This is a genomic window from Cellulomonas sp. Leaf334 (assembly GCF_001424195.1).
GTDB lineage: Bacteria > Actinomycetota > Actinomycetes > Actinomycetales > Cellulomonadaceae > Cellulomonas.
In genome coordinates, this window is the sequence record NZ_LMOO01000007.1 from 353608 (window position 1) to 375811 (window position 22204).

The 22204-nt window shown below is 71.5% G+C and carries 14 protein-coding genes; 11 read left to right on the forward strand and 3 right to left on the reverse strand.

Annotated elements, in window-relative coordinates; all coding sequences use genetic code 11:
* Positions 1-21 precede the first annotated feature (21 nt).
* Positions 22-2142, forward strand: coding sequence for an alpha/beta hydrolase (locus ASF78_RS18020; RefSeq protein WP_200940647.1), 2121 nt, complete (start codon positions 22-24; stop codon positions 2140-2142).
* 10 nt (positions 2143-2152) lie between these two features.
* Here ASF78_RS18020 and ASF78_RS18025 read toward each other — a convergent pair whose 3' ends face one another.
* Entirely contained in the window at positions 2153-2566 is a 414-nt protein-coding gene (locus ASF78_RS18025; RefSeq protein ID WP_056592716.1) for a GNAT family N-acetyltransferase, read from the reverse strand.
* A 23-nt stretch (positions 2567-2589) separates the two neighbouring features.
* Between ASF78_RS18025 and ASF78_RS18030 the strand changes: the two genes are divergently transcribed.
* From ASF78_RS18030 to ASF78_RS18045, 4 genes are all read left to right on the forward strand, one after another.
* A complete protein-coding gene (locus ASF78_RS18030) occupies positions 2590-4236 on the forward strand; it encodes an FAD-binding dehydrogenase (RefSeq protein WP_056592719.1) in 1647 nt (548 codons plus the stop codon).
* Positions 4237-4297: 61 nt separating this feature from the next.
* Entirely contained in the window at positions 4298-6319 is a 2022-nt protein-coding gene (locus ASF78_RS18035; protein WP_235518680.1) for an alpha-1,4-glucan--maltose-1-phosphate maltosyltransferase, read from the forward strand.
* Between the two features lie 86 nt (positions 6320-6405).
* Complete coding sequence (gene treS / locus ASF78_RS18040; protein WP_082495183.1) at positions 6406-8082, forward strand: maltose alpha-D-glucosyltransferase; 1677 nt, start codon at positions 6406-6408, stop codon at positions 8080-8082.
* Positions 8079-9344, forward strand: a complete 1266-nt coding sequence (locus tag ASF78_RS18045) for a phosphotransferase (RefSeq protein WP_056592722.1) — start codon at positions 8079-8081, stop codon at positions 9342-9344. The genes treS and ASF78_RS18045 overlap by 4 nt, the downstream gene beginning before the upstream one ends.
* On the opposite strand, the gene ASF78_RS18050 is transcribed toward ASF78_RS18045, so the two are convergent.
* Positions 9318-10556: an ROK family transcriptional regulator gene (locus tag ASF78_RS18050; RefSeq protein WP_056592725.1), complete on the reverse strand. Its 1239-nt coding sequence runs from the start codon at positions 10554-10556 to the stop codon at positions 9318-9320. The two genes, ASF78_RS18045 and ASF78_RS18050, sit on opposite strands and share 27 nt — an antisense overlap.
* A 206-nt stretch (positions 10557-10762) precedes the next feature.
* Here ASF78_RS18050 and ASF78_RS18055 point away from each other — a divergent pair, with 206 nt between their 5' ends.
* The 3 genes from ASF78_RS18055 to ASF78_RS18065 are packed head-to-tail and all read left to right on the forward strand — an operon-like array spanning position 10763 to position 13895.
* On the forward strand, positions 10763-12091 hold the full coding sequence (locus tag ASF78_RS18055; protein WP_056592729.1) for an ABC transporter substrate-binding protein: 1329 nt from the start codon (positions 10763-10765) through the stop codon (positions 12089-12091).
* An 8-nt stretch (positions 12092-12099) separates the two neighbouring features.
* The gene (locus ASF78_RS18060; protein ID WP_056592731.1) at positions 12100-13074 is read left to right on the forward strand and encodes a carbohydrate ABC transporter permease; all 975 of its coding nucleotides are present in this window, start codon (positions 12100-12102) and stop codon (positions 13072-13074) included.
* Complete coding sequence (locus tag ASF78_RS18065; protein ID WP_082495169.1) at positions 13071-13895, forward strand: carbohydrate ABC transporter permease; 825 nt, start codon at positions 13071-13073, stop codon at positions 13893-13895. Before ASF78_RS18060 ends, ASF78_RS18065 begins: the two co-directional genes overlap by 4 nt.
* Before the next feature lie 56 nt (positions 13896-13951).
* On the opposite strand, the gene ASF78_RS18070 is transcribed toward ASF78_RS18065, so the two are convergent.
* A complete protein-coding gene (locus tag ASF78_RS18070) occupies positions 13952-16090 on the reverse strand; it encodes an alpha-galactosidase (protein ID WP_056592735.1) in 2139 nt (712 codons plus the stop codon).
* Positions 16091-16286: 196 nt separating this feature from the next.
* Between ASF78_RS18070 and ASF78_RS18075 the strand changes: the two genes are divergently transcribed.
* The 3 genes from ASF78_RS18075 to glgB are packed head-to-tail and all read left to right on the forward strand — an operon-like array spanning position 16287 to position 21930.
* Positions 16287-18803 carry a glycoside hydrolase family 2 protein gene (locus ASF78_RS18075; protein ID WP_056592738.1) on the forward strand — a complete coding sequence of 839 codons (2517 nt, stop codon included), beginning with the start codon at positions 16287-16289 and terminating at the stop codon, positions 18801-18803.
* A gap of 31 nt (positions 18804-18834) precedes the next feature.
* The gene (locus tag ASF78_RS18080) at positions 18835-19689 is read left to right on the forward strand and encodes a LacI family DNA-binding transcriptional regulator (RefSeq protein ID WP_056592741.1); all 855 of its coding nucleotides are present in this window, start codon (positions 18835-18837) and stop codon (positions 19687-19689) included.
* A gap of 60 nt (positions 19690-19749) precedes the next feature.
* Positions 19750-21930 carry a 1,4-alpha-glucan branching protein GlgB gene (gene glgB, locus ASF78_RS18085; protein WP_056592745.1) on the forward strand — a complete coding sequence of 727 codons (2181 nt, stop codon included), beginning with the start codon at positions 19750-19752 and terminating at the stop codon, positions 21928-21930.
* Positions 21931-22204 lie beyond the last annotated feature (274 nt).

Genomic DNA, 22204 nt, shown 5'->3' on the forward strand with positions numbered 1-22204 from the left:
TTCGGTCCCAGGGTGGTGGCGATGATGCGTGCGCGATTGCCGGATCGGGAGGGCGACGTCGAGAGCGGCGACGTCACGATCCACTACGAGGTGCACGGCTCCGGCTCGCCGACCGTCCTGCTGGTGCCACCGTCGCCGATCACGCACGCGCAGATCTGGAAGACGCTGCTCCCGCACCTCGCGCGGCGCAACCGCGTGGTGACCTTCGACGGCCGGGGCAACGGCCGGTCGGGCCGGCCCACCGCGGTCGAGGACCACAGCCGCGCCGCGAACGTGGCCGACATCGTCGCCGTGCTCGATGCGACCGGGACGCGGGAGGTCGTGGTCGTCACCCTCTGCGACGCAGCGTGGTGGGCGCTCGACCTGATCGCCGGACACCCGGAGCGCGTCGTCGGGTTCGTCGCGATCGAGCCAGGGGTGCCGCACCTCGGCGGGCCCCAGGCCCACTGGGCGGCCGCCGTCGCGACGTGGGACGCGCACCTCGAGGACCCGCAGGGTTGGCAGCTGTACAACCGGCACGTGATCACGACGGCACACCGCCGGTGGGTCGAGTTCTTCTTCGATGCCCAGCTGGTCGAGCCGCACTCGACCAAGCAGCTGGAGGACGCGGTCGGCTGGGCGCTCGAGTCGACCGGGGAGATTCTCGCGGCGAGCGAGGAGGGGCACGACCTCGACCCACCGACCAGGGACGAGATCGTCGCGCGGTGCCGACGGATCGGGGTTCCGGTGCTGGTCGTGCACGGCGACCGGGACGTGTGCCAGAACGTCGACAAGGGGCGGGAGCTGGCAGAGCTGACGGGGGGCGAGCTGCTGGTCATCGAGGGCGGCGGCCACCTCGCGCTCGTCCGGGACCCCGTGCGCGTCAACCGCGCGGTCGGCGACTTCGTCGACCGCCTCAGCCCGCGGCCCGCACCGCGGCGGTGGACGCGGGCACCGAGCCGGACGCCCCGGGTCTTGTACGTGTCGTCACCGATCGGGCTCGGGCACGTGCGCCGCGACCTCGCGATCACCGACGAGCTGCGACGCCTCCGGCCCGACGTCGAGGTCGAGTGGCTCGCGCAGGACCCGGTGACCGCCGTCCTGCGGGCTGCGGGCCAGCACGTGCACCCGGCGAGCCGGTGGCTCGCGTCGGAGTCCGGCCACCTGGCGTCCGAGGCCGACGGGCACGACCTGCACTGCTTCCAGGCGCTGCGGCGGATGGACGAGATCCTCGTCGCGAACTTCATGGTCTTCCAGGAGGTCGTCGAGTCCGGCCGCTACGACGTCGTGGTCGGCGACGAGGCCTGGGACGTCGACCACTTCTGGCACGAGAACCCCGAGCTCAAGCGCGCTGCGCACGTCTGGTTCACCGACTTCGTGGGCTTCCTGCCGATGCCCGACGGCGGCCCGCGCGAGGCGGCGCTGACGGCGGACTACAACGCCGAGATGGTCGAGCACGTCGCCCGGTTCCCCCGGGTCCGCGACCGGGCGGTCTTCGTCGGCAACCCCGAGGACGTCGTCCCCGACGGGCTGGGTCCGGGCCTGCCGACGATCCGCGACTGGACGCAGGCGAACTTCGACTTCTGCGGCTACGTCACCGGCGACGCCCCACCGACCGACGACGAGCGGGCGCAGTGGCGGTCACGGCTCGGGTACCGCGACGACGAGCGGGTCTGTGTGGTCACCGTCGGCGGGTCGGGCGTCGGGCGTGCCCTGCTCGACCTCGCCGTCGCCGCCTTCCCGCACGTCGCACGGGACGTGCCGGGCTTCCGGATGGTCGCGGTGGCCGGGCCGCGCATCGACGACCACGGCTTCCCGCGGCACCGAGGGCTGGACGTACGGGGTTTCGTGCCGGACCTCTACCGCCACCTCGCGGTGTGCGACCTGGCCGTCGTGCAGGGCGGGCTCGCGACCACCATGGAGCTGGCCGCGTCGCAGCGGCCGTTCCTCTACTTCCCGCTCCAGCACCACTTCGAGCAGTCCTTCCACGTGCGGCACCGGCTCGAGCGGTACGGCGCAGGCACGTGCATGGACTTCGCGACGACCGACCCCGAGAGCCTCGCCGACGCGATGGTCCGTGCGCTCGCTGCACCGGTGCGCTACCGGCCGGTCGAGACGGACGGCGCCGCGCGCGCGGCGCGGCTGGTCGCCGACCTCGTGTGACGCCCTGCGATCAGCCCCGGCGGTCCGGCCGGACCATCGCCGTGCTGTCAGGTTCGGTGAACCCGAACTCCCGGTACAGGCCGTGGGCGTCGCCGGTGAACAGCGTCCAGCGGAAGTCGGCGCCGGGTCCGTCGTCGATCATCGTGGCGACGATCCTGCGTCCCAGCCCGACGCCGCGGTGCGCGGGGACGACGAACACGTCCGCCAGGTAGGCGAAGCCGACGCCGTCCGACACCGCCCGGGCGAACCCGACCAGCGCACCGGACCTCTCGTCGTAGGCGCCGACCACCCGCCAGGCGCCGTCGAGCTGCTTCTCGACGTCCGCCCGGCTCCGCCACCGGCCCCAGTACGCCTCCGTCGAGAGGAACTGCCAGACGACGTCACGGTCGAGACGCTCGGTCGCGTCGCTCAGCACGTAGGTCACGACACGGATCGTAGAGTCGCCCCATGACGCACTCCGATGTCGTGGTCGTCGGCGCGGGCCTGGCCGGTCTCGTCGCCACCGCCGAGCTGGTCGCCGCCGGCCGCCGGGTCACCCTGCTCGACGCGGAGCCCGCGGCGAGCCTGGGCGGCCAGGCGTTCTGGTCGTTCGGCGGGCTGTTCCTCGTCGACTCCCCCGAGCAGCGCCGCCTCGGCGTCAAGGACTCCGCGGAGCTGGCGCTCGCCGACTGGTTCGGGTCCGCCGACTTCGCGGACGACGGCTCCGACCGCTGGGGCCGGGCGTGGGCGGAGGGGTTCGTCGAGTTCGCCGCCGGGGACCTGCGCTCGTGGCTGTACGCCCAGGGCGTGCGGTGGTTCCCGCTGGTGCAGTGGGCGGAGCGCGGCGGGTACCTGGCCGACGGGCACGGCAACTCCGTGCCGCGGTTCCACGTCACGTGGGGTACCGGACCCGGCATCCTCGAGCCCTTCGTCCGCGCACTGCTGGACGCGCGCCGCGAGGGCCTGGTCGACGTGCGTTTCCGGCACCGGGTGACCGGGCTGGTGACGACCGACGGCCGCGTCACGGGTGTCCGCGGCGACGTGCTCGTCGCCGACGCCGCCGAGCGCGCAGTGCCCAGCTCACGCGACGTGCAGGAGCCGTTCGAGCTGCCCGCGAGCGCCGTCGTCATCGCCACGGGTGGGATCGGCGCCGCCCACGACCTGGTCCGCGCGACGTGGCCCGCGTCGGCCGGCCGCCTCCCCGCGCGGATGCTGTCGGGCGTCCCGGACCACGTGGACGGCTCCGGCATCGCTGCCGCTGCGGCCTCCGGCGCCGCCGTCGTGCACGAGGACCGCATGTGGCACTACCCCGAGGGCATCACCAACCACTCGCCGGTGTGGTCGCGGCACGGAATCCGCATCCTCGCCGGACCGAGCAGCCTGTGGCTCGACGCCGACGGGAACCGGCTGCCCGCCCCGCTGTTCCCCGGCTTCGACTCCCTCGGCTCGCTGCGGCACATCACCGGGCGGGGCGACGACCACTCGTGGTTCGTCCTCGACAAGACGATCCTCGGGTCGGAGTTCGCGCTGTCCGGCTCGGAGCAGAACCCGGACCTGACCGGCAAGGACCTGAAGCTGCTGCTGGAACGCGTGAAGCCCGGCGCGGTCGGGCCGGTCGAGGCGTTCGCGCAGAAGTCCGACGAGTTCCTCTGGGCCGACACGCCCGCCGAGCTCGCCGCGAAGATGAACGCGCTGTCCGGCTCCGACCGGATCGACGCCGACGCCCTGGAGCGCACGATCGTCGCGCGGGACGGGCAGGTGGAGACAGGGCTCGGCAAGGACCCGCAGGTCGTCGCGACGGCCATGGCGCGGCGCTACGTCGTCGACAAGCTCATCCGCGTCGCGAAGCCGCACCGGCTGCTCGACCCCGCGCACGGACCCCTGCTCGCCGTCCGGCTCTCCGTGCTGACCCGCAAGACCCTCGGCGGCCTGCACACCGACCTCGAGGGCCGCGTCCTGCGTCCCGACGGCGAGGTCCTGCCGGGTCTGTGGGCCGCGGGCGAGGCCTCCGGCTTCGGCGGTGGCGGCGTGCACGGCCACCGCGCGCTGGAGGGCACGTTCCTGGGCGGCTGCCTGTTCACGGGCCGCACGGTGGGGCGCGCGCTCGGCGGGTAGCTTCCTCGACGAGCGGCGCTCCGGATGCCCCCGGCCTGGACCTACGGATAGGTTCGGGAGCGTGACGATTCGCCCCGTGCCCCTCGGCACCTCTGTCGGACGTATCCCCGTCGTCGATGTCTCCCCCGTGGCCGAGGCCGGCCGGTTCCCCGCCAAGGCCGTGGTCGGTGAAGCAGTCCCCGTCCGGGCCACCGTGTTCCGCGAGGGGCACGACGCCGTCGCTGCGACGGCCGTGCTCACCGACCCGTCCGGCGTGGACCGCGCGAGTGCGCGGATGGTCGACATCGCCCCTGGTCTGGACCGTTTCGAGGCGCGCCTGGTGCCGACGAGCACGGGTGACTGGACGTTCCGCGTCGAGGGCTGGTCGGACCCGTACGGCACGTGGGTGCACGACGCCACGATCAAGGTCGAGGCGGGGGTCGACGTCGAGCTGATGCTCGCCGAGGGTGCGCTGCTGCTGGAGCGGGCGGCGGCGCGCAAGGGTGCCGACGCGATGTCGAAGCCTGCCGCCCGGGTCCTCAAGGACGCGGTCATGGGACTGCGGGACATCCGCGACAGCCCGCAGGACCGACTCTCGGCCGGACTGTCCGCCAAGGTCCATGCGGCGCTGGCCGAGCACCCGCTGCGCGACTCCGTGACGCGCTCGTCCGCGTACCCGTTGACGGTCGACCGCCCGCTGGCCCTCGCCGGCTCGTGGTATGAGCTGTTCCCCCGCTCGCAGGGCGCCCAGTACGACCCGGCGGCCGGGAAGTGGGCGTCGGGGACGCTGCGCACGGCGATCCTGGACCTGCCGCGGATCGCGGGCATGGGGTTCGACGTTGTCTACCTGACGCCCATCCACCCCATCGGCGAGACCCACCGCAAGGGACCCAACAACTCGCTGTTCGCGGACCTGGGCGACCCGGGCTCGCCGTACGCGATCGGCTCCCCCGCGGGCGGGCACGACGCGATCGAGCCGACCCTGGGCACGTTCGACGACTTCGACGCGTTCGTCGCCGCCGCGCGGGACCTGCACATGGAGGTCGCGCTCGACATCGCGCTGCAGTGCTCCCCCGACCACCCGTGGGTGAGCGCGCACCCGGAGTGGTTCACGACGCGGGCCGACGGCACGATCGCGTACGCGGAGAACCCGCCGAAGAAGTACCAGGACATCTACCCGCTGAACTTCGACAACGACCCCGAGGGCATCTACACCGAGATCCGGCGGGTGCTGCAGGTGTGGATCGACCACGGGGTGACGCTGTTCCGCGTCGACAACCCGCACACCAAGCCGCTCGACTTCTGGGCGCGGATCCTGGAGTCGGTGCGCACCGACCACCCCGACGTGATCTTCCTGTCCGAGGCGTTCACGCGGCCGGCCATGATGCAGACGCTCGCGAAGATCGGGTTCCACCAGTCGTACACGTACTTCACGTGGCGGAACACGAAGGAGGAGATCACCGAGTACCTCGAGGAGGTCTCGGGCGAGCAGGGCGCGTGGATGCGGCCGAGCTTCTGGCCGACGACGCACGACATCCTCCCGCCGTACCTGCAGGCCACCGGGCTGCGCGGCTTCGCGGTCCGGGCCGTCCTGGCCGCCCTCGGCGCGCCGACGTGGGGCATCTACTCCGGGTACGAGCTGGTCGAGCACGTGCCGCGGCCGGGCGTCGACGAGCAGATCGACAACGAGAAGTACGAGTTCAAGCCCCGCGACTGGTCGAAGGCCGACGCCCTCGGCATCAACCTGCTGCTCGGCCGGCTCAACGAGCTGCGGCACACCCACCCGGCCCTGCAGCAGCTGCGGAACCTGCGCGTCCTGCCGACGTCGGACGACGCGCTCGTCGCCTTCGCCAAGCACCTGGACGCCGAGCACTCCCCGACGGGCCGTGCCGACACCATCGTGGTCGTCGTCAACCTCGACCCGTGGAACGCCCGCGGCGGCACCGTGGAGCTGGACCTGCACGCGTTCGGGCTGGACCCGGACCGGCCCGTCGTCGCGCACGACGTGCTGTCGAACGAGACGTACGAGTGGGGTCCGTCGGTCTTCGTCCGGCTCGACCCGACCGTCCGCGCGGCGCACGTGGTGAACCTGGTGGCGCCGTGACCGAGACGCCCACGACGGGTCGGCACGCGCGCGAGCCCGCACCGACGACCGCCCAGATCGTGCTGCCCGGGCACCGCAAGCCCACGATGCCGCACCCTGTCGAGCCGCCGGGCGGCCTGACCGAGGACAGCGAGTGGTACCGGACCGCCGTCTTCTACGAGGTCATGCTCCGCACGTTCGCGGACTCGTCGGGCCAGGGCAGCGGGGACCTCCGCGGCCTCATCGACCGCCTCGACTACCTGCAGTGGCTCGGCATCGACTGTCTGTGGCTGCCGCCGTTCTACCCGAGCCCTCTGCGCGACGGGGGCTACGACGTCGCCGACTACACCGCGATCGCCGGCCAGTACGGCACCATGGCCGACTTCACCGAGCTCATCGAGCAGGTGCACTCCCGCGGGATGCGCATCGTGGTCGACCTCGTGATGAACCACACCAGCGACCAGCACCCGTGGTTCCAGGCGTCCCGCTCCGACCCCGAGGGGCCCTACGGGGACTTCTACGTGTGGAGCGACGACAACACCCGCTACCAGGACGCGCGGATCATCTTCGTCGACACGGAGACGTCCAACTGGACCTTCGACCCCGTGCGGCGGCAGTTCTTCTGGCACCGGTTCTTCGGGCACCAGCCGGACCTGAACTTCGAGAACCCGCGCGTCGTCGAGGCGATGCTGGACGTCGGCCGGTTCTGGCTCGGCATCGGCGTCGACGGCTTCCGGCTGGACGCGGTGCCGTACCTGTTCGAGGCGGAGGGCACCAACTGCGAGAACCTCCCCGAGACGCACGCGTTCCTGCGCAAGGTCCGCGCGATGATCGACGAGGAGTTCCCGGGCCGGATCATGCTGGCCGAGGCCAACCAGTGGCCCGAGGACGTCGTGCACTACTTCGGCACCGAGGAGGAGCCGGAGTGCCACATGTGCTTCCACTTCCCGGTGATGCCCCGGATCTACTACTCGATCCGGGACCAGAAGGCCACGAGCATCGTGGAGATCCTGGCCGACACCCCGCCGATCCCGAACAACGGCGCCCAGTGGAGCACGTTCCTGCGCAACCACGACGAGCTCACGCTCGAGATGGTCTCCACGGAGGAGCGCGCGTCGATGTACGGGTGGTACGCGCCCGACTCCCGCATGCGCGCGAACGTCGGGATCCGGCGCCGGCTGGCACCGCTGCTGGACAACTCCCGCAAGGAGATCGAGCTCGCGCACGCCCTGCTGCTGTCGCTGCCGGGCAGCCCGTGCCTGTACTACGGCGACGAGATCGGTATGGGCGACAACATCTGGCTGCCCGACCGGGACGCGGTCCGCACGCCGATGCAGTGGACGCCGGACCGCAACGCCGGCTTCTCCACCGCCGACCCGGGCAAGCTGTACCTGCCCCTGGTCCAGTCGCTCGTGCACCACTACAGCCACACGAACGTCGAGGCCCAGCTGGCGCAGCCGACGTCCCTGCTGCACTGGGTGCGCGGCATGCTCACGGTCCGCCGGCAGCATCCCGCGCTGGGAGCCGGGGAGTTCGAGGTGCTGCCCTGCGACAACGAGTCCGTCCTCGCGTTCTGCCGGCACACCGCCGACGAGACGATCCTCGTCGTCGCCAACCTGGCGTCCACCGCGCGTGCCGCGACGGTGACGATGCCTGCTCGTGCGGGCTGGACCGCGCACGACGTGTTCGGCGGCGCACCGTTCGCGGCCGTCGGCGCGGACGGGACGGCGTCGTTCACGCTCGGCTCGCGCGACTTCTACTGGCTGGAGCTGACCGCCCCGTGAGCCTGATCGCCCGCACGTCCCCCGACGACGCGCGCCTGCTCGACGTCCTGCGCGACTGGCTGCCGACGCGCCGCTGGTTCCCGGCGAAGGGTCAGGTCGCCGAGCTGTCGGCGGTCGCGGCGTTCCGGCTCGCGCCGGACGTGACGGTGCTGCTCGTCCGGGCCCGCGCGGGCTCGATCGACGCGGTCCTGCAGGTGCCGCTCGTCCTGACGGACGGTGCGCACGACGACGCGATCGGCGTCCTCGACGGCCGCACCGTCCTGGACGGTGCCGGCCACCCGGACTTCCTGCGGGCCTGGCTCTCCGTGGCGGACGGACCCGGTGCGGACGTCGACGTGTCGGCTGCCCGGGTGGTCTCCGGCGAGCAGTCCAACACCTCGGTGATCCTGCCGGGCGCCCGGCCGGCGATCCTCAAGGTGCTGCGCGCGGTCGCGCCCGGGGAGAACCCCGACGTCGATGTGCCCCGGCACCTGGTCGCCGTCGGCTGGCAGCACGTCCCGGCACCGCTCGCGTGGCTCCAGGGCCAGTGGCCCGGTCCGGACGGTTCCCCGGTGACGGGCTACCTGGGGGTGCTCGCCGCGTTCGTGGACTCCGCCGAGGACGGGTTCGAGCTGGCCTGCGCGTACGCGGCGCGGGGCGAGTCGTTCGCCTCCGCGGCTGCCGACCTGGGCGCGATCACGGCGACCATGCACACCGCCCTCGTGTCGGCGTACGGGGTCGACGCCTCCGACCAGGGTCCGCAGGAGGTCGCCCGCGCCGTGGCCGCACGCTTCTCGTGGGCGTTGTCGGCCGTCCCTGCGCTGTCCCGGTTCGCGGACGGCGTCGCCGAGGTCGTCGCGGAGGTCCGGGCGCTGCCCGCGGCTCCCCCGCGGCAGCGCGTCCACGGCGACCTGCACCTCGGGCAGGTGCTCCGGTCGCACGGGACCTGGTTCATCATGGACTTCGAGGGCGAGCCGCTGGCGCCGCTGGAGCAGCGCACGCGTCCCGACCTCGCGCTGCGCGACCTCGCCGGCCTCCTGCGCTCGGTCGACTACGCGGCTGCCGTCGGCGGGCTCACGGGTTCCGAGGCGGCCACCTGGACGGCCGACGCCCGCGACGGGCTGCTCCGCGGCTACGGCGGCGGGGACCAGACCCTCCTGCGCGCCCTGGAGCTGGACAAGACGCTCTACGAGGCCGTGTACGAGTCCCGCAACCGACCGTCGTGGCTGCCGATCCCTGTCGCCGGGCTGGAGCGGCTAGCCGGCGGTGACCTCGAGCGGTAGCTCCAGCGGCATCCGGACGCCCGCCTGCCGGGGCGCCAGCTCGCTCTGCAGCACGAGCGCGGCGGCGCCGACCGCGGCGGCCTCGGGCGCGTTCGAGGAGATCGTCACGCGCACGGGGTGGCTGCCGCGGGCGAAGAACGACTGCCCCAGCCGGCGCTCGATCTCCGGCAGGTACAGCGAGCCCGCGAGCGCGAACGCGGGTCCGGTGAGGATGACGAGCTCGAGGTCGAGCACGTTGGCCAGGGTCTGAGCGGCGACGCCGAGGTACCGCGACGACCGTTCGAGCAGCTGCAGCGGCAGGGCTTCGCCCCGGCTGGCGGCCCGGGCGAGCGCCCCGAAGTTCTCCGCGACGTTGCGGCCGGGCAGGTCGAGACCGGCGTCCCGGGCGGCCGCGACGACCGCCGCCGGGCCGGCGAGCACCTCGACGCACCCGATGTTCCCGCACCAGCAGACGGGTCCGTCGAGGTCGACGCAGATGTGCCCGACCTCGCCGGCGTTCGAGCTGGACCCGCGGTAGACGGTGCCGTCGACGATGATCCCGGCGCCGATCCCGGTGCCCATGTAGAGCGCGGCGAACGCCGAGCCGGTGGCGATCCCGCCGGACCAGTACTCGCCGATGGCGGCGGCGGTCGCGTCGTTGTCGAGCAGCACGGACAGCCCGACGGCGTCCTCGAGGGCGGCCCCGAGTGGGAACTCGGCCCAGCGCTGCATCACGGGCGGGGTGAGCGTCATGCCGGTCGACGCGGAGATCGGTCCCGGCGAGACGACGCCCAGCCCGAGGATCCGCGCGGGGTCGACGCCGACGCGCGTGATGGTCGTCCGGATCTCGGCGGCGATGCGGGCGACGACGGTGGCGGGGTCGTCGGACCCGGCTCCCGGCCGCCGCCAGCGGGCGACGATCGCACCGCCGAGGTTCGCGATGACGTAGGTGATGCCGGCGTGGTCGAGGTGGACCCCGACGGCGTAGCGCGCGGACGGGTCCAGCTGCAGGAGCATCCGGGGTTTGCCACCGGTGGACTCGGCGCGGCCGACCTCGAGCACGAGGCCGTCGTCGATGAGCCGGCGCACGACCGTGGAGATGGTGGCCGCTGTGAGGCCTGTCGCGCGCGTCAGCTCCACACGGCTGATCGTCCCGGCGGCCCGGATCAGATCCAGGATCGCCGACCGGCTGCTCGCGTGCGCGGCGCCGAGACCCGGCTGGGAGCCGCTCACCAGTCCTCCTCCATGGGGGGATCCCCCTCGTCGCACACCATAACGATCTGAACACGGCGCAGGGTCCGAGGGACACGCCCGTTGACTTACTTTGTTCAGTTGCCTAAGAATGCCACACGGAGCACAGAGGCTCGACCCCCGGGCGGCTGTGCCTCATCAGACCCCGGTCGGCACGCGGAGGTGCCGACCCGAAGAGAGGATCAACGATGTTCCCTCAGAAGCGACGCACCCGCCTCATGGCGTTCGCGGCCGCCGGCTCCCTGCTCGCCCTCACGGCCGCCTGCTCGTCCGGCAGCGGCGAGAGCGACGACGCGGCCGCCAGCGATGGCAAGCCCTCGGGTGAGATCACCGTCCTGACCTGGCGCACCGACCTCGTCGAGGACGGCACCTTCGACGAGTACGTCGAGGAGTTCAAGGCCAAGTACCCCGAGGTCACGGACGTCAAGGTCGAGGGCCTCACCGACTACGAGGGGGAGGTGAAGACGCGCATGAGCACCGACAACTACGGTGACGTGCTCGCCATCCCCGGCTCGGTGACCCCGGACCAGTTCGCGGACTTCTTCGAGCCCCTCGGCACCCAGGACGAGATCGGCGCCGAGTACCGCTGGATCAATGACAAGTCGTTCGAGGGCCAGTCGTACGGCATCCCCGTCGTGGGCAACGTCCAGGGCTTCGTCTACAACAAGCGCGTCTGGGAGGAAGCCGGGGTCACCGAGTTCCCCGACACCCCCGAGGCATTCCTCGACGCGCTCCAGGCGATCAAGGACACCGGCGTCGAGGTCGCGCCGCTCTACACCAACTACAAGGACGGCTGGCCGCTCTCGCAGTGGGACGGCTGGCTCGGCGCGGTCACGGCCGACCCCGACGTGAAGAACGCGATGACCGAGTCCGACACCCCGTGGACCGAGGACAGCGACTACGGCGTGATCGACGGCCTGATCTACGACGCCGTCGCGGCGGGCCTCACCGAGGCCGACCCGACGACCACCAACTGGGAGGAGTCGAAGCGGCTCCTCGGTACCGGTGACGTCGCGACGATGGTCCTCGGCTCGTGGGCCATCCCGCAGATGGCCGCCGCCGCGGAGGCGGCCGGTGCCAGCGGCGACGACATCGCCTACGCACCGACCCCGATGAAGACCGACGGCAAGTTCCACTCCGTCGCCGGTGGCGACTACAACCTCGGCATCAACGTGAACTCGGAGAACAAGGCGACCGCGCGTGCGTGGATCGACTGGTTCAACCACGAGTCCGGTTTCTCGGAGTCGCAGGCCGGCCTGTCCCCGATGATCGACGGCCCCGTCCCCGCGGCCCTCGAGGGCTTCGTCCAGGAGGTCGAGCTCATCACGCTGAACCCGGCCCCCGAGGGCAAGGAAGCGCTGTTCGGCGACATCGACAAGGCGTCCGGCATCGTCACGACGGACCCGAAGTTCCGCCAGAAGAACATCGACGACGCCCGCTCCGGCGCCCGGACCAAGCAGCAGATCTTCGACGACCTGAACGCCCAGTGGGCCGAGGGTCGAGCTTCGGCCGGCTGAGTCCTCTCATGACGACCGCTCCCTCGGGTCTGGACGACCCGACGACGGCGGCCGCGCAGAAGTCCGACGCGGTCCGCACCCCCCGGAAGCCCCGGGGCGGTGCGGGCCGCGGCACCGCGTGGTACCGCCGGCTGACGCCTTACTACTTCCTGCTGATCCCCGTCGGGCTCCTGCTTCTCCTCACGTTCGCCCCCGTCCTCAACATGTTCTGGTACTCGGCGACGGACTGGGACGGGCTGGACAAGACGAAGAACATCGTGGGCTTCGACAACTACGTCGAGGTCTTCACGGACCCGGACAACGTCCGCGTCTTCTACGTCTCCCTCTACTACTTCGCCGCGTCGTTCCTGCAGATGGCGATCGCGCTGTACTTCGCGACGATCCTGTCGTTCAACACCCGGTTCAGGAACCTGTGGAAGGGCATCCTGTTCTTCCCGTACCTGATCAACGGGGTCGCGATCGGCCTGATCTTCCTGAACTTCCTGAAGCCGGGCGGCGGCATCGACACGATCCTCATGACCGCGGGGCTCGAGGGCCTCATCCAGCAGTGGACCGGCGACCCCGACATCGCGAACTTCTCGCTCGCGGGCGTGTCCGTCTGGCGCTACATGGGCCTGAACTTCGTGATGTTCCTCGGCGCGATCCAGTCGATCAGCTCCGAGGTCTACGAGGCCTCGGACCTCGACGGCGCCAACCGGTGGCACCAGTTCTGGTACATCATCCTGCCGTCGATCCGCCCCATCATCGGCCTGTCCCTGATCCTCGCGATCTCCGGCGCGCTCTCGGTGTTCGAGGTCCCGTTCGTCATGACCGGCGGCGCCAACGGCACGGAGACGTTCGTCATCCGGACCGTGTGGATGGCGTTCGAGCGCAGCATGGTCGGCCTGGCGTCGGCGATGGCCGTGGTCCTCCTGCTGATCGTGCTGCTCGTGACCTGGATCCAGCGCAAGGTCATCCCCGACGAGGAGGTCGACCTCACATGATCCGCACCGTCACCAGCACCGGGAAGTACGTCTCCCTGGTCATCGCCTCGATCGTGATGCTGCTGCCCCTGGGCCTCATCCTGTTCGGGTCCTTCAAGACCGGTCAGGAGTTCCTCGCGACGGGTCCGATGACACCGCCGGAGAACTGGTTCAACTTCGAGAACTACGTCACGGCATTCACTCGCGGCAACATGCTCGGGGCCTTCGGCAACACCATCTTCATCTTCGGCGCCGCGATCGTCGGCACGATCCTGATCGGTGCCGCCACGGCCTACGCCCTCGACCGGTTCAAGTTCGCCGGCCGCTCGACGGTGCTCGCCCTGTTCCTGCTCGCGACGCTCGTCCCCGGCGTCACCACGCAGGTGGCGACGTTCCAGATCATCAACGGGCTCGGGCTGTACGACTCCCGGTTCGCGCTGGTCCTGCTCTTCATGGGCACGGACATCATCTCGATCTACATCTTCCTGCAGTTCATCCGGGCGATCCCCAAGTCGCTCGACGAGGCAGCGATGATCGAGGGCGCCGGGCACCTGAGGATCTTCTTCCAGATCATCCTGCCCAACCTCAAGCCGGCCATCGCGACGGTCGTCATCATCAAGGGCATCGCGATCTACAACGAGTTCTACCTGCCGTTCCTGTACCTGCCGTCCAAGGAGCTGCGGCCGATCTCCACCACGCTGTTCGACTTCAAGGGCCCGTACGGCTCGCAGTGGGAGACCATCTCGGCCGGTGTGATCATCACGATCATCCCGATCCTGGTGCTCTTCCTGTTCCTGCAGCGGTACATCTACAACGGGTTCACGTCGGGCGCGACGAAGTAGTCCCCCATCTCGACGGCGGAGGCAGCTGGGCTGGCTGCCTCCGCCGTCGGCGTCGTTCAGACCCGTGTCGCCCGGACCAGCGCGATGCGCTCGGGCAGCTGGAGGGGCGCCTCGAGCCCCACCCCGGACAGCAGCCGCCCGGGCAGCCGGACGCCCTCCGCGGTCCACCACGCCGGCGCGTGGTCGACGTCGTCGCCCGGCGCCTGCGGACGCACGTCGTAGAGCGCGTCGGGATCCAGACCGGGCAGCGTCACCCGGGGCAGCGCGGTGCTCGCCGACCTGTCGGTCATCGTGACCGCGTAGAGCGCGTCCCCGCGGTCCTGCGCGACCACCCCGTGCACCGCGAGGGCCGGGTCGACGACGTCCGCGTGCACGGCCGTCCCGGAGTGCAGCAACCCCCGCACGTCCTTGTACAGCGCGATCCAGGCGGTCAGGTCCGCCCGCTGGGCGTCGTCGGCCTCCTGCAGGTCCCACTCGATCCCGAGGTGCCCGAACAGCGCGGTCGCCGCCCGGAAGGACAGGTCGTGCCGACGGCCGGTGCTGTGCGCGGTACCGGAGCCGATGTGCGCGCCGACGAGCTCCAGCGGGATCAGCAGGTTGGTCCACCGCTGGATCTGCTGCCGCTCGTAGGCGTCGATGCAGTCGCTCGCCCAGACGCGGTCGGTGCGCTGCAGGATCTCCAGGTCGACGCGCGCCCCGCCCGAGGAGCAGGACTCGATCTCGACCACCGGGTGGCGCTCCCTGAGCTCGTCCAGGAGTCGGTAGACCGCGAGGGTCTGCCCGTGCACGCCCGGGGCGCCGCCGTGGCCAGCGTCCACCAGGTCCCGGTTGTGGTCCCACTTGAGGTACCCGATCGGGTACTCGGTGAGCAGGGCGTCGAGACGTTCGAGGATGTACGCGTAGGCCTCGGGGACGGCGAGGTCGAGCACCTGCTGGTGGCGCGCCTCCCGGGGCAGCCGCGACGGCACACGGAGCACCCAGTCGGGGTGCGCCCGGGCGAGGTCCGAGTCGGGGTTGACCATCTCCGGCTCCACCCAGAGGCCGAACTGCAGACCGAGCCCGGTCACGTGCTGGACCAGCGGGTGCAGCCCGTCGGGCCACACGTCCGCGGACACGTACCAGTCCCCGAGCGCCTGGGTGTCGTCGCGACGATCCCCGAACCAGCCGTCGTCGAGCACGAACCGCTCCGCACCGACCGCGGCCGCGGCGTCCGCGAGCGCGGTGAGCCGTCCGAGGTCGTGCTGGAAGTAGACCGCCTCCCACGTGTTGAGCGTGACGGGCCTGGGCGACCGTGGGTGCTGCGGGCGGGCCCGCATCCAGGCGTGGAACCGGCCCGCGAGCGCGTCGAGCCCGACGCCCCACGACCCGTAGATCCACGGGCTGGTGTAGGACTCCCCACGGCCGAGCCGCACCTCGCCGGACCCGAGCAGCTCCCCGCCGCCGAGCAGCCCGGGGTGGTAGTGGCTGCGCTCGGCGAGCGAGCGGTGGTTGCCGGACCAGGCGGTGTGCACGCCCCAGACCTCACCGGTGCGGTGGGCGAACCCCGTGGTCCCCGCGACGAGCACGAACGCGGCGTCGTACCCGGTGCGACCGCGCCGGTTCTCGCGCAGTCGCGTGCCGTGGGTGAAGGCGGTGCGCTGCGGGCTGCGCTCGCGCGCCCAGCGCCCGGTGAAGTCGAGCAGCTCGGTCGCGACCGCGGGGACGGGCAGCGTCAGGAGCAGCCCGTCGACGCCGAAGACGTCGTCCGCCTCGTTCGTGAGCACGGCCCGCTGCCGGACCAGGCCCTGCGCGGTGAGCTCGAGCACGAGCACCAGGCCGAGCCTCGCCGCCTCGTCGCCCGCGTGCACGGTCAGCCGCTGCGTCCCGTCCGGTGCGGTCTCCACGTCCCACGACCGGACGGCGAACAGCGTGGAGAAGTCCTGCCCCGCCCGGCTCCCGACCAGGCCCGGCGTGCCGAGGAACCCGGCCGACTCCTGCGGCAGGACCGCGACCTCGACCTGGCCGTCGACCGGGAACCCGTGCGGGACGACGTCCCAGGCCCGGCGCGCGGACGCGAGCGCCGAGGCGTCCAGCGCACCCACGTCGGCGCCCCAGTGCAGGACCCGCGGCAGGGTCCCGCCGCCGAGGTCGACGACGAGGCTGACCCCCGCGGCGCGCAGGTGGAGGAGCTCGGGAGGGTGGGCGGCAGCGGTCACGAGAGGCGTCTCCTGGTCGTGCGGGGATGGTCCGGTGCAACGCTACGTGCCCGCGTCATTGACTTACTTTATTCAGTTGTCTAAGAATGACTCCAGGGTACTTGCCAGATGATCGGCCCCGTCCGCGGGAGCCGACGATGTGCGTCGCGAGGATGCGGCGCGCACACGCCGGACCCCCGGACCCAGGAGCTCGACGATGAACACCCAGGACCTGTACGACGGATGGTCGCTGACCGCTGTCGCCGGCCCCGTCCCGACCGACCTCGACGGCCGTCGCGTCCGCGCCCGCGTCCCGGGCACGAGCCACACGGCCCTGCGGGAGGCCGGCCTCATCCCGGACCCCTACCTCGACCGCAACGAGGAGGTCCTGGCGTGGATGAAGCGCACCGACTGGGCCTACGAGCGCGACCTCGACCTCGCCGACGCTGCTCCTGACGAGCGTGTCGACCTCGTCTTCGACGGCATCGACACCGTCGCCACCCTCACGTTCGACGGGCACGAGATCGGCCGCACGGCCAACCAGCACCGCTCCTACCGTTTCGACGTCCGCGACCTGCTCCGGCCGGCCACGCAGCGACTGCGTGTCGAGCTGCGGTCCGCCCTGGTCCACGCCGAGGCCGAGGCCGTCCGGCTCGGACCGCGCCCGCTCGCGTACGAGCAGCCGTTCAACATGGTCCGCAAGATGGCCTGCTCGTTCGGCTGGGACTGGGGACCGGACCTGCAGACCGCGGGCCTCTGGCGCCCGGTGAAGGTCGAGCGCTGGACGGTGGCCCGCCTCGCCGGGGTCCGGCCGCTCGTCACGGTCGACGCCGACGGGACCGGTCGGGTCGAGGTGCACGCGACGATCGAGCGGTCTGGTCTGCCGGGCGGGGACGCACCGTTGACCGTGCATGCCCGGGTCGCGGGCGCCGACGTCACCGTGCCGGTGCCCGCGGGCGCGCGCGCCGCCGTCCTCGTCCTCGAGGTCCCCCACGCACCGCTGTGGTGGCCCGTCGGCCACGGCGCGCAGCCGTTGTCGGAGCTCACGGTCGCCCTCGTGGGGGCGGACCCGGAGGAGCCCCTGGACACGTGGACCCGTCGGATCGGCTTCCGCACCGTCGAGCTCGACACCACGCCCGACGACCACGGCACCGCGTTCACGTTCCGGATCAACGGTCGCCCGGTCTTCGTCAAGGGCGCCAACTGGATCCCCGACGACCACCTGCTGACCCGTATCACCCGCGAGCGGCTGGCGCACCGGCTCGACCAGGCCGTCGACGCCAACCTCAACCTCGTGCGCATCTGGGGCGGCGGCATCTACGAGTCCGAGGACTTCTACGAGCTCTGCGACGAGCGCGGCCTGCTGGTCTGGCAGGACTTCCTGCTGGCGTGCGCGGCCTACCCCGAGGAGCAGCCGCTCTGGGACGAGCTCGAGGCGGAGGCGCGCGAGCACGTCGCCCGCCTGACCCCGCACCCGTCCCTGGTGCTCTGGAACGGGGGCAACGAGAACCTCTGGGGGTTCATGGACTGGGGCTGGCAGGAGGACCTCCAGGGACGGACCTGGGGTTTCCGCTACGCGACGGAGCTGCTGAAGGACGTCGTCGCCGAGCTCGACCCCACCCGCCCGTACTCGGACGGGAGCCCCTACTCCCCCGGCGCCGCGCTCACCGAGGTCCACCCCAACGATCCCGACCACGGCACCTTCCACCAGTGGGAGGTCTGGAACCGGGTCGACTACCGCGTCTACGGCGACGACGTCCCCCGCTTCTGCTCGGAGTTCGGGTTCCAGGGGCCGCCGACGTGGGCCACCCTGACCCGCGCCGTGCACGCGGCCGACGGCGGCCCGCTGACCAAGGGCGACCCGACGTTCCTCCTGCACCAGAAGGCGGAGGACGGCAACGGCAAGCTCGACCGCGGCATGGAGCCCCACCTCGGCGTGCCCGACGACTTCACGGACTGGCACTGGGCCGCCCAGCTCAACCAGGCGCGCGCCGTCAGGTTCGCCATCGAGCACTACCGCTCCTGGTGGCCGCGCACGGCCGGCTCGATCGTCTGGCAGCTCAACGACTGCTGGCCGGTGACCTCGTGGTCGGCGATCGACGGCGACGAGCGCCCCAAGCCGCTCTGGTACGCCCTGAGGTCCGCCTACGCGACGCGCCTGCTCACCGTGCAGCCACGCGAGGGTCGCGAGGTGCTCGCGGTGGTGAACGAGACGCCCGTCATCTGGCAGGGCATCGTCCACCTCTCCCGCCAGCGTCTCGACGGCACCGTCCTCGCCGAGGAGGACCTCGCCCTCGCCGTCGGGGCGTGGTCCGTCGGGCAGTTCGCGCTGCCGAGCACCGTGGCGACACCGGCCGACCCCTCGCGCGAGGTGCTCGTCGTGCGACTCGGCGCCCTGCAGACCGTGCACACCTGGGTCGAGGACGTCGACCTCGCGCTCGAACCGGACGCGGTGCGCGCCTCGGTCACCCCCGTCCAGGACGGCTACCGCGTCGACGTCAGGGCGACCTCGTTCGCTCGCGACGTCACGCTCCTCGTCGACCGGCTCGACCCGGACGCCGTCGTCGACACCGCTCTCGTCGACATCCCGGCGGGTGCCACCGCCTCGTTCCACGTGCGCACCCGCGGCACGTTCGACGCCGCGGCCCTCACCCGCGCCCCCGTGCTGCGCTCCGCCAACGACGTGGTGCTCCCCCGGGTCGGCGCACGTGACCTCACCCAGTCCCCGGCCTGAACGACGTCCCACCGCAGGTACGCTCGCGTCCATGGCACATGGGCTCGACGCGGTGGGACTGGTCCTTGCGCGCCCCGCCCGCATGCTCGGTTTCGAGCCCTTCTTCATGGAGCTCATCGGCGGCATCGAGGAGTCCCTCGCTGCCGAGGGACGTTCGCTGCTGCTGCACGTCGTCCCTGACCACGACGCCGAGATCCGGACGTACCGGCGCTGGGGCGAGGGCAAGCTCGTCGACGCCGTCGTGGTCGTCAACATCGCACTCGAGGACGCCCGGCTGGACGTCCTGGGCGAGATCGGCATCCCGACCGTGGTCGTCGGCGGCCCGCGCCCGGACCTGCCGTTCGCCAACGTCTGGATCGACAACGCGCAGGCGATGCGGACCGCGGTCACCCACCTCGTCGGACTCGGCCACCGGCGCCTGGCCCGCGTCAGCGGCCCTCGGCACCTCGCGCACACGCAGGCCCGGACCGACGCGTTCATGGGCGAGTGCGCCCGCCTCGGCGCCCACGGTGCGGTCGTCGAGGGCGACTACGGGGAGGAGTCCGGCACGCGCGCCACCCGGGCGCTGCTCGGTCGAGGCACACCACCGTCCGCGATCATCTACGACAACGACGTGATGGCCGTGGCGGGCCTCGGTGTCGCACACGAGATGGACATCGCCGTGCCGGAGCGCCTGTCCCTGCTCGCCTGGGACGACTCGGCATTGTGCCGGCTGTCCCACCCGGCGCTGTCCGCCATGAGTCTCGACGTGCACGCCATGGGCGTCCAGGTGGCCGACTGCGTGCTCAACCTCCTCGCCTCCGGCACCGTCCGCTCCTACACCGCACCCCTGCCACGGCTGGTGGCCCGCGGGACGACGACGACCGCGCCGCCCGCCGACGGCTGAGGCGCAGGTCACCACGAGGACCATCCTGCGCGGAACTCCCGCGGGTGGTTGGGTAGGGGCATGAGCCCGGCCGCCCCCTCTCCGGTTCCCGTCGACGACGACACCCTGCGTACCGTCGCCCACGGGGCGTACTACGCACCGCACGACGTCCTCGGCCCGCACGTCGGAGGTGGGGGCGTCACCGTCCGCACGCTCCGCCCGCTGGCCGAGTCGGTGGTGGTCGTCACGTCCACGTCGAGGGTCGCGGCGCGCCACGAGCAGGACGGGATCTGGGTCGCGGTGCTGCCGGGCGCCGACGTGCCGGACTACCGCCTCGAGGTGACCTACGACGGTCACACCAGCACCGTCGACGACCCCTACCGTTTCCTGCCGACCGTGCAGGAGCTCGACCGCCACCTGGTGCGCGAGGGCCGGCACGAGCAGCTCTGGACCGTCCTCGGCGCCAACGTGCGCACCTACCCCGGCGAGCTCGGCGAGGTCAGCGGCACGTCGTTCGCCGTCTGGGCCCCGAACGCCCGCGCCGTGCGCGTCGTCGGCGACTTCAACTACTGGCAGGGTGCGTCGCACGCGATGCGGTCCCTGGGTGACAGCGGCGTCTGGGAGGTCTTCGCCCCCGAGGTCGGCGCCGGCGCCCGCTACAAGTTCGAGGTGCTCGGCAGCGACGGCTCGTGGCGCCAGAAGGCCGACCCGCTCGCGCAGGGCACCGAGGTGCCGCCCGCGACGGCGTCCGTGGTCGTCGAGTCGCGCTACCGATGGACCGACGACGCGTGGCTCGCCGCCCGCTCGGCCCGCGATCCCCACACCGCCCCCATGAGCGTCTACGAGGTCCATCTCGGCTCCTGGCGCGTCGGGCTCTCCTACCGGGACCTCGCCCACCAGCTGACCGAGCACGTCGTCTCCCTCGGCTTCACGCACGTGGAGCTGCTGCCCGTCGCCGAGCACCCGTTCGGTGGCTCCTGGGGCTACCAGGTGTCGTCCTACTTCGCTCCGACCTCACGCTTCGGGCACCCTGACGACTTCCGCTACCTCGTCGACACCCTGCACAAGGCCGGCGTCGGGGTCATCGTCGACTGGGTCCCCGCACACTTCCCCAAGGACGAGTGGTCCCTCGCCCAGTTCGACGGCACCCCGCTCTACGAGCACCCGGACCCGCTCCTCGGTGAGCACCCCGACTGGGGCACGTACGTCTTCAACTTCGGCCGCTCCGAGGTCCGCAACTTCCTCGTGGCCAACGCGACCTACTGGCTCGAGGAGTTCCACGTCGACGGCCTGCGCGTCGACGCCGTCGCCTCGATGCTGTACCTCGACTACTCCCGCAAGCCCGGCCAGTGGCGGCCCAACCAGTACGGCGGCCGGGAGAACCTGGACGCCATCTCGTTCCTCCAGGAGGCCAACGCGACGGCCTACCGGCGCACCCCGGGGATCATGATGATCGCCGAGGAGTCGACCGCGTGGCCGGGCGTGACTGCCCCCACCGACGGCAACGGCCTCGGGTTCGGCCTGAAGTGGAACATGGGCTGGATGAACGACACCCTCCGCTACCTGGCCGAGGAACCCGTCCACCGGCGCTATCACCACAACGAGATCACCTTCTCGATGGTCTACGCCTACTCCGAGCGGTTCGTCCTGCCGATCAGCCACGACGAGGTCGTGCACGGCAAGGGCTCCCTCTATGAGCGCATGCCCGGCGACCACTGGCAGAAGCTTGCCGGCGTCCGCCTGCTGCTCGGCTACCAGTGGACCCACCCCGGCAAGCAGCTGCTCTTCATGGGCAGCGAGTTCGCGCAGCAGACCGAGTGGGCCGAGTCGCGCTCCCTCGACTGGCATGCCCTGGACGACCCCGCCCACCAGGGCGTGATGCGCTCCGTCGCCGACCTGAACCGGGTCTACAAGGAGACACCCGCCCTGTGGCAGCTCGACCACTCCCCCGACGGCTTCGAGTGGATCGACTCCGACGACGCGTTCCGCAACACCCTCGCCTACCTCCGCAAGGGGTATGACTCCCCGCCCGTCGCCGTCGTCATCAACTTCGCCGGCATCCCGCACGAGGGCTACCGGCTCGCCCTGCCCCGCGGCGGTCGGTGGCGCGAGATCTTCAACTCCGACTCCGAGGCCTACGGTGGCTCCGGCGTCGGGAACCTCGGCGAGATCGACGCCCTCCCCGAACCCCACTACGGCCGCCCGTACTCCGCCTCGATCCGCGTCCCTCCGCTGGGCGTCGTCGTCTTCGAGGCCGGCTGACCGGCGCCGTAGACACGACGGAGCCCGCACCGAATGGCGCGGGCTCCGTCGTCTCCGGGCGTACTCATGGAGCGCGTCCTGGCGTTCTCCGAACTAGCCGATCTCCTCGAGGAACTGCTCCCGAATAGCACGCAGAGCGGCAGCCAGAATGGTCCGGGAAACAGAAAGAGCCACCCCCGTAGGGGTGGCTCTTCCTGAATGATGTCCGGCGGCGTCCTACTCTCCCACACCCTGGCGAGTGCAGTACCATCGGCGCTGAAGGGCTTAGCTTCCA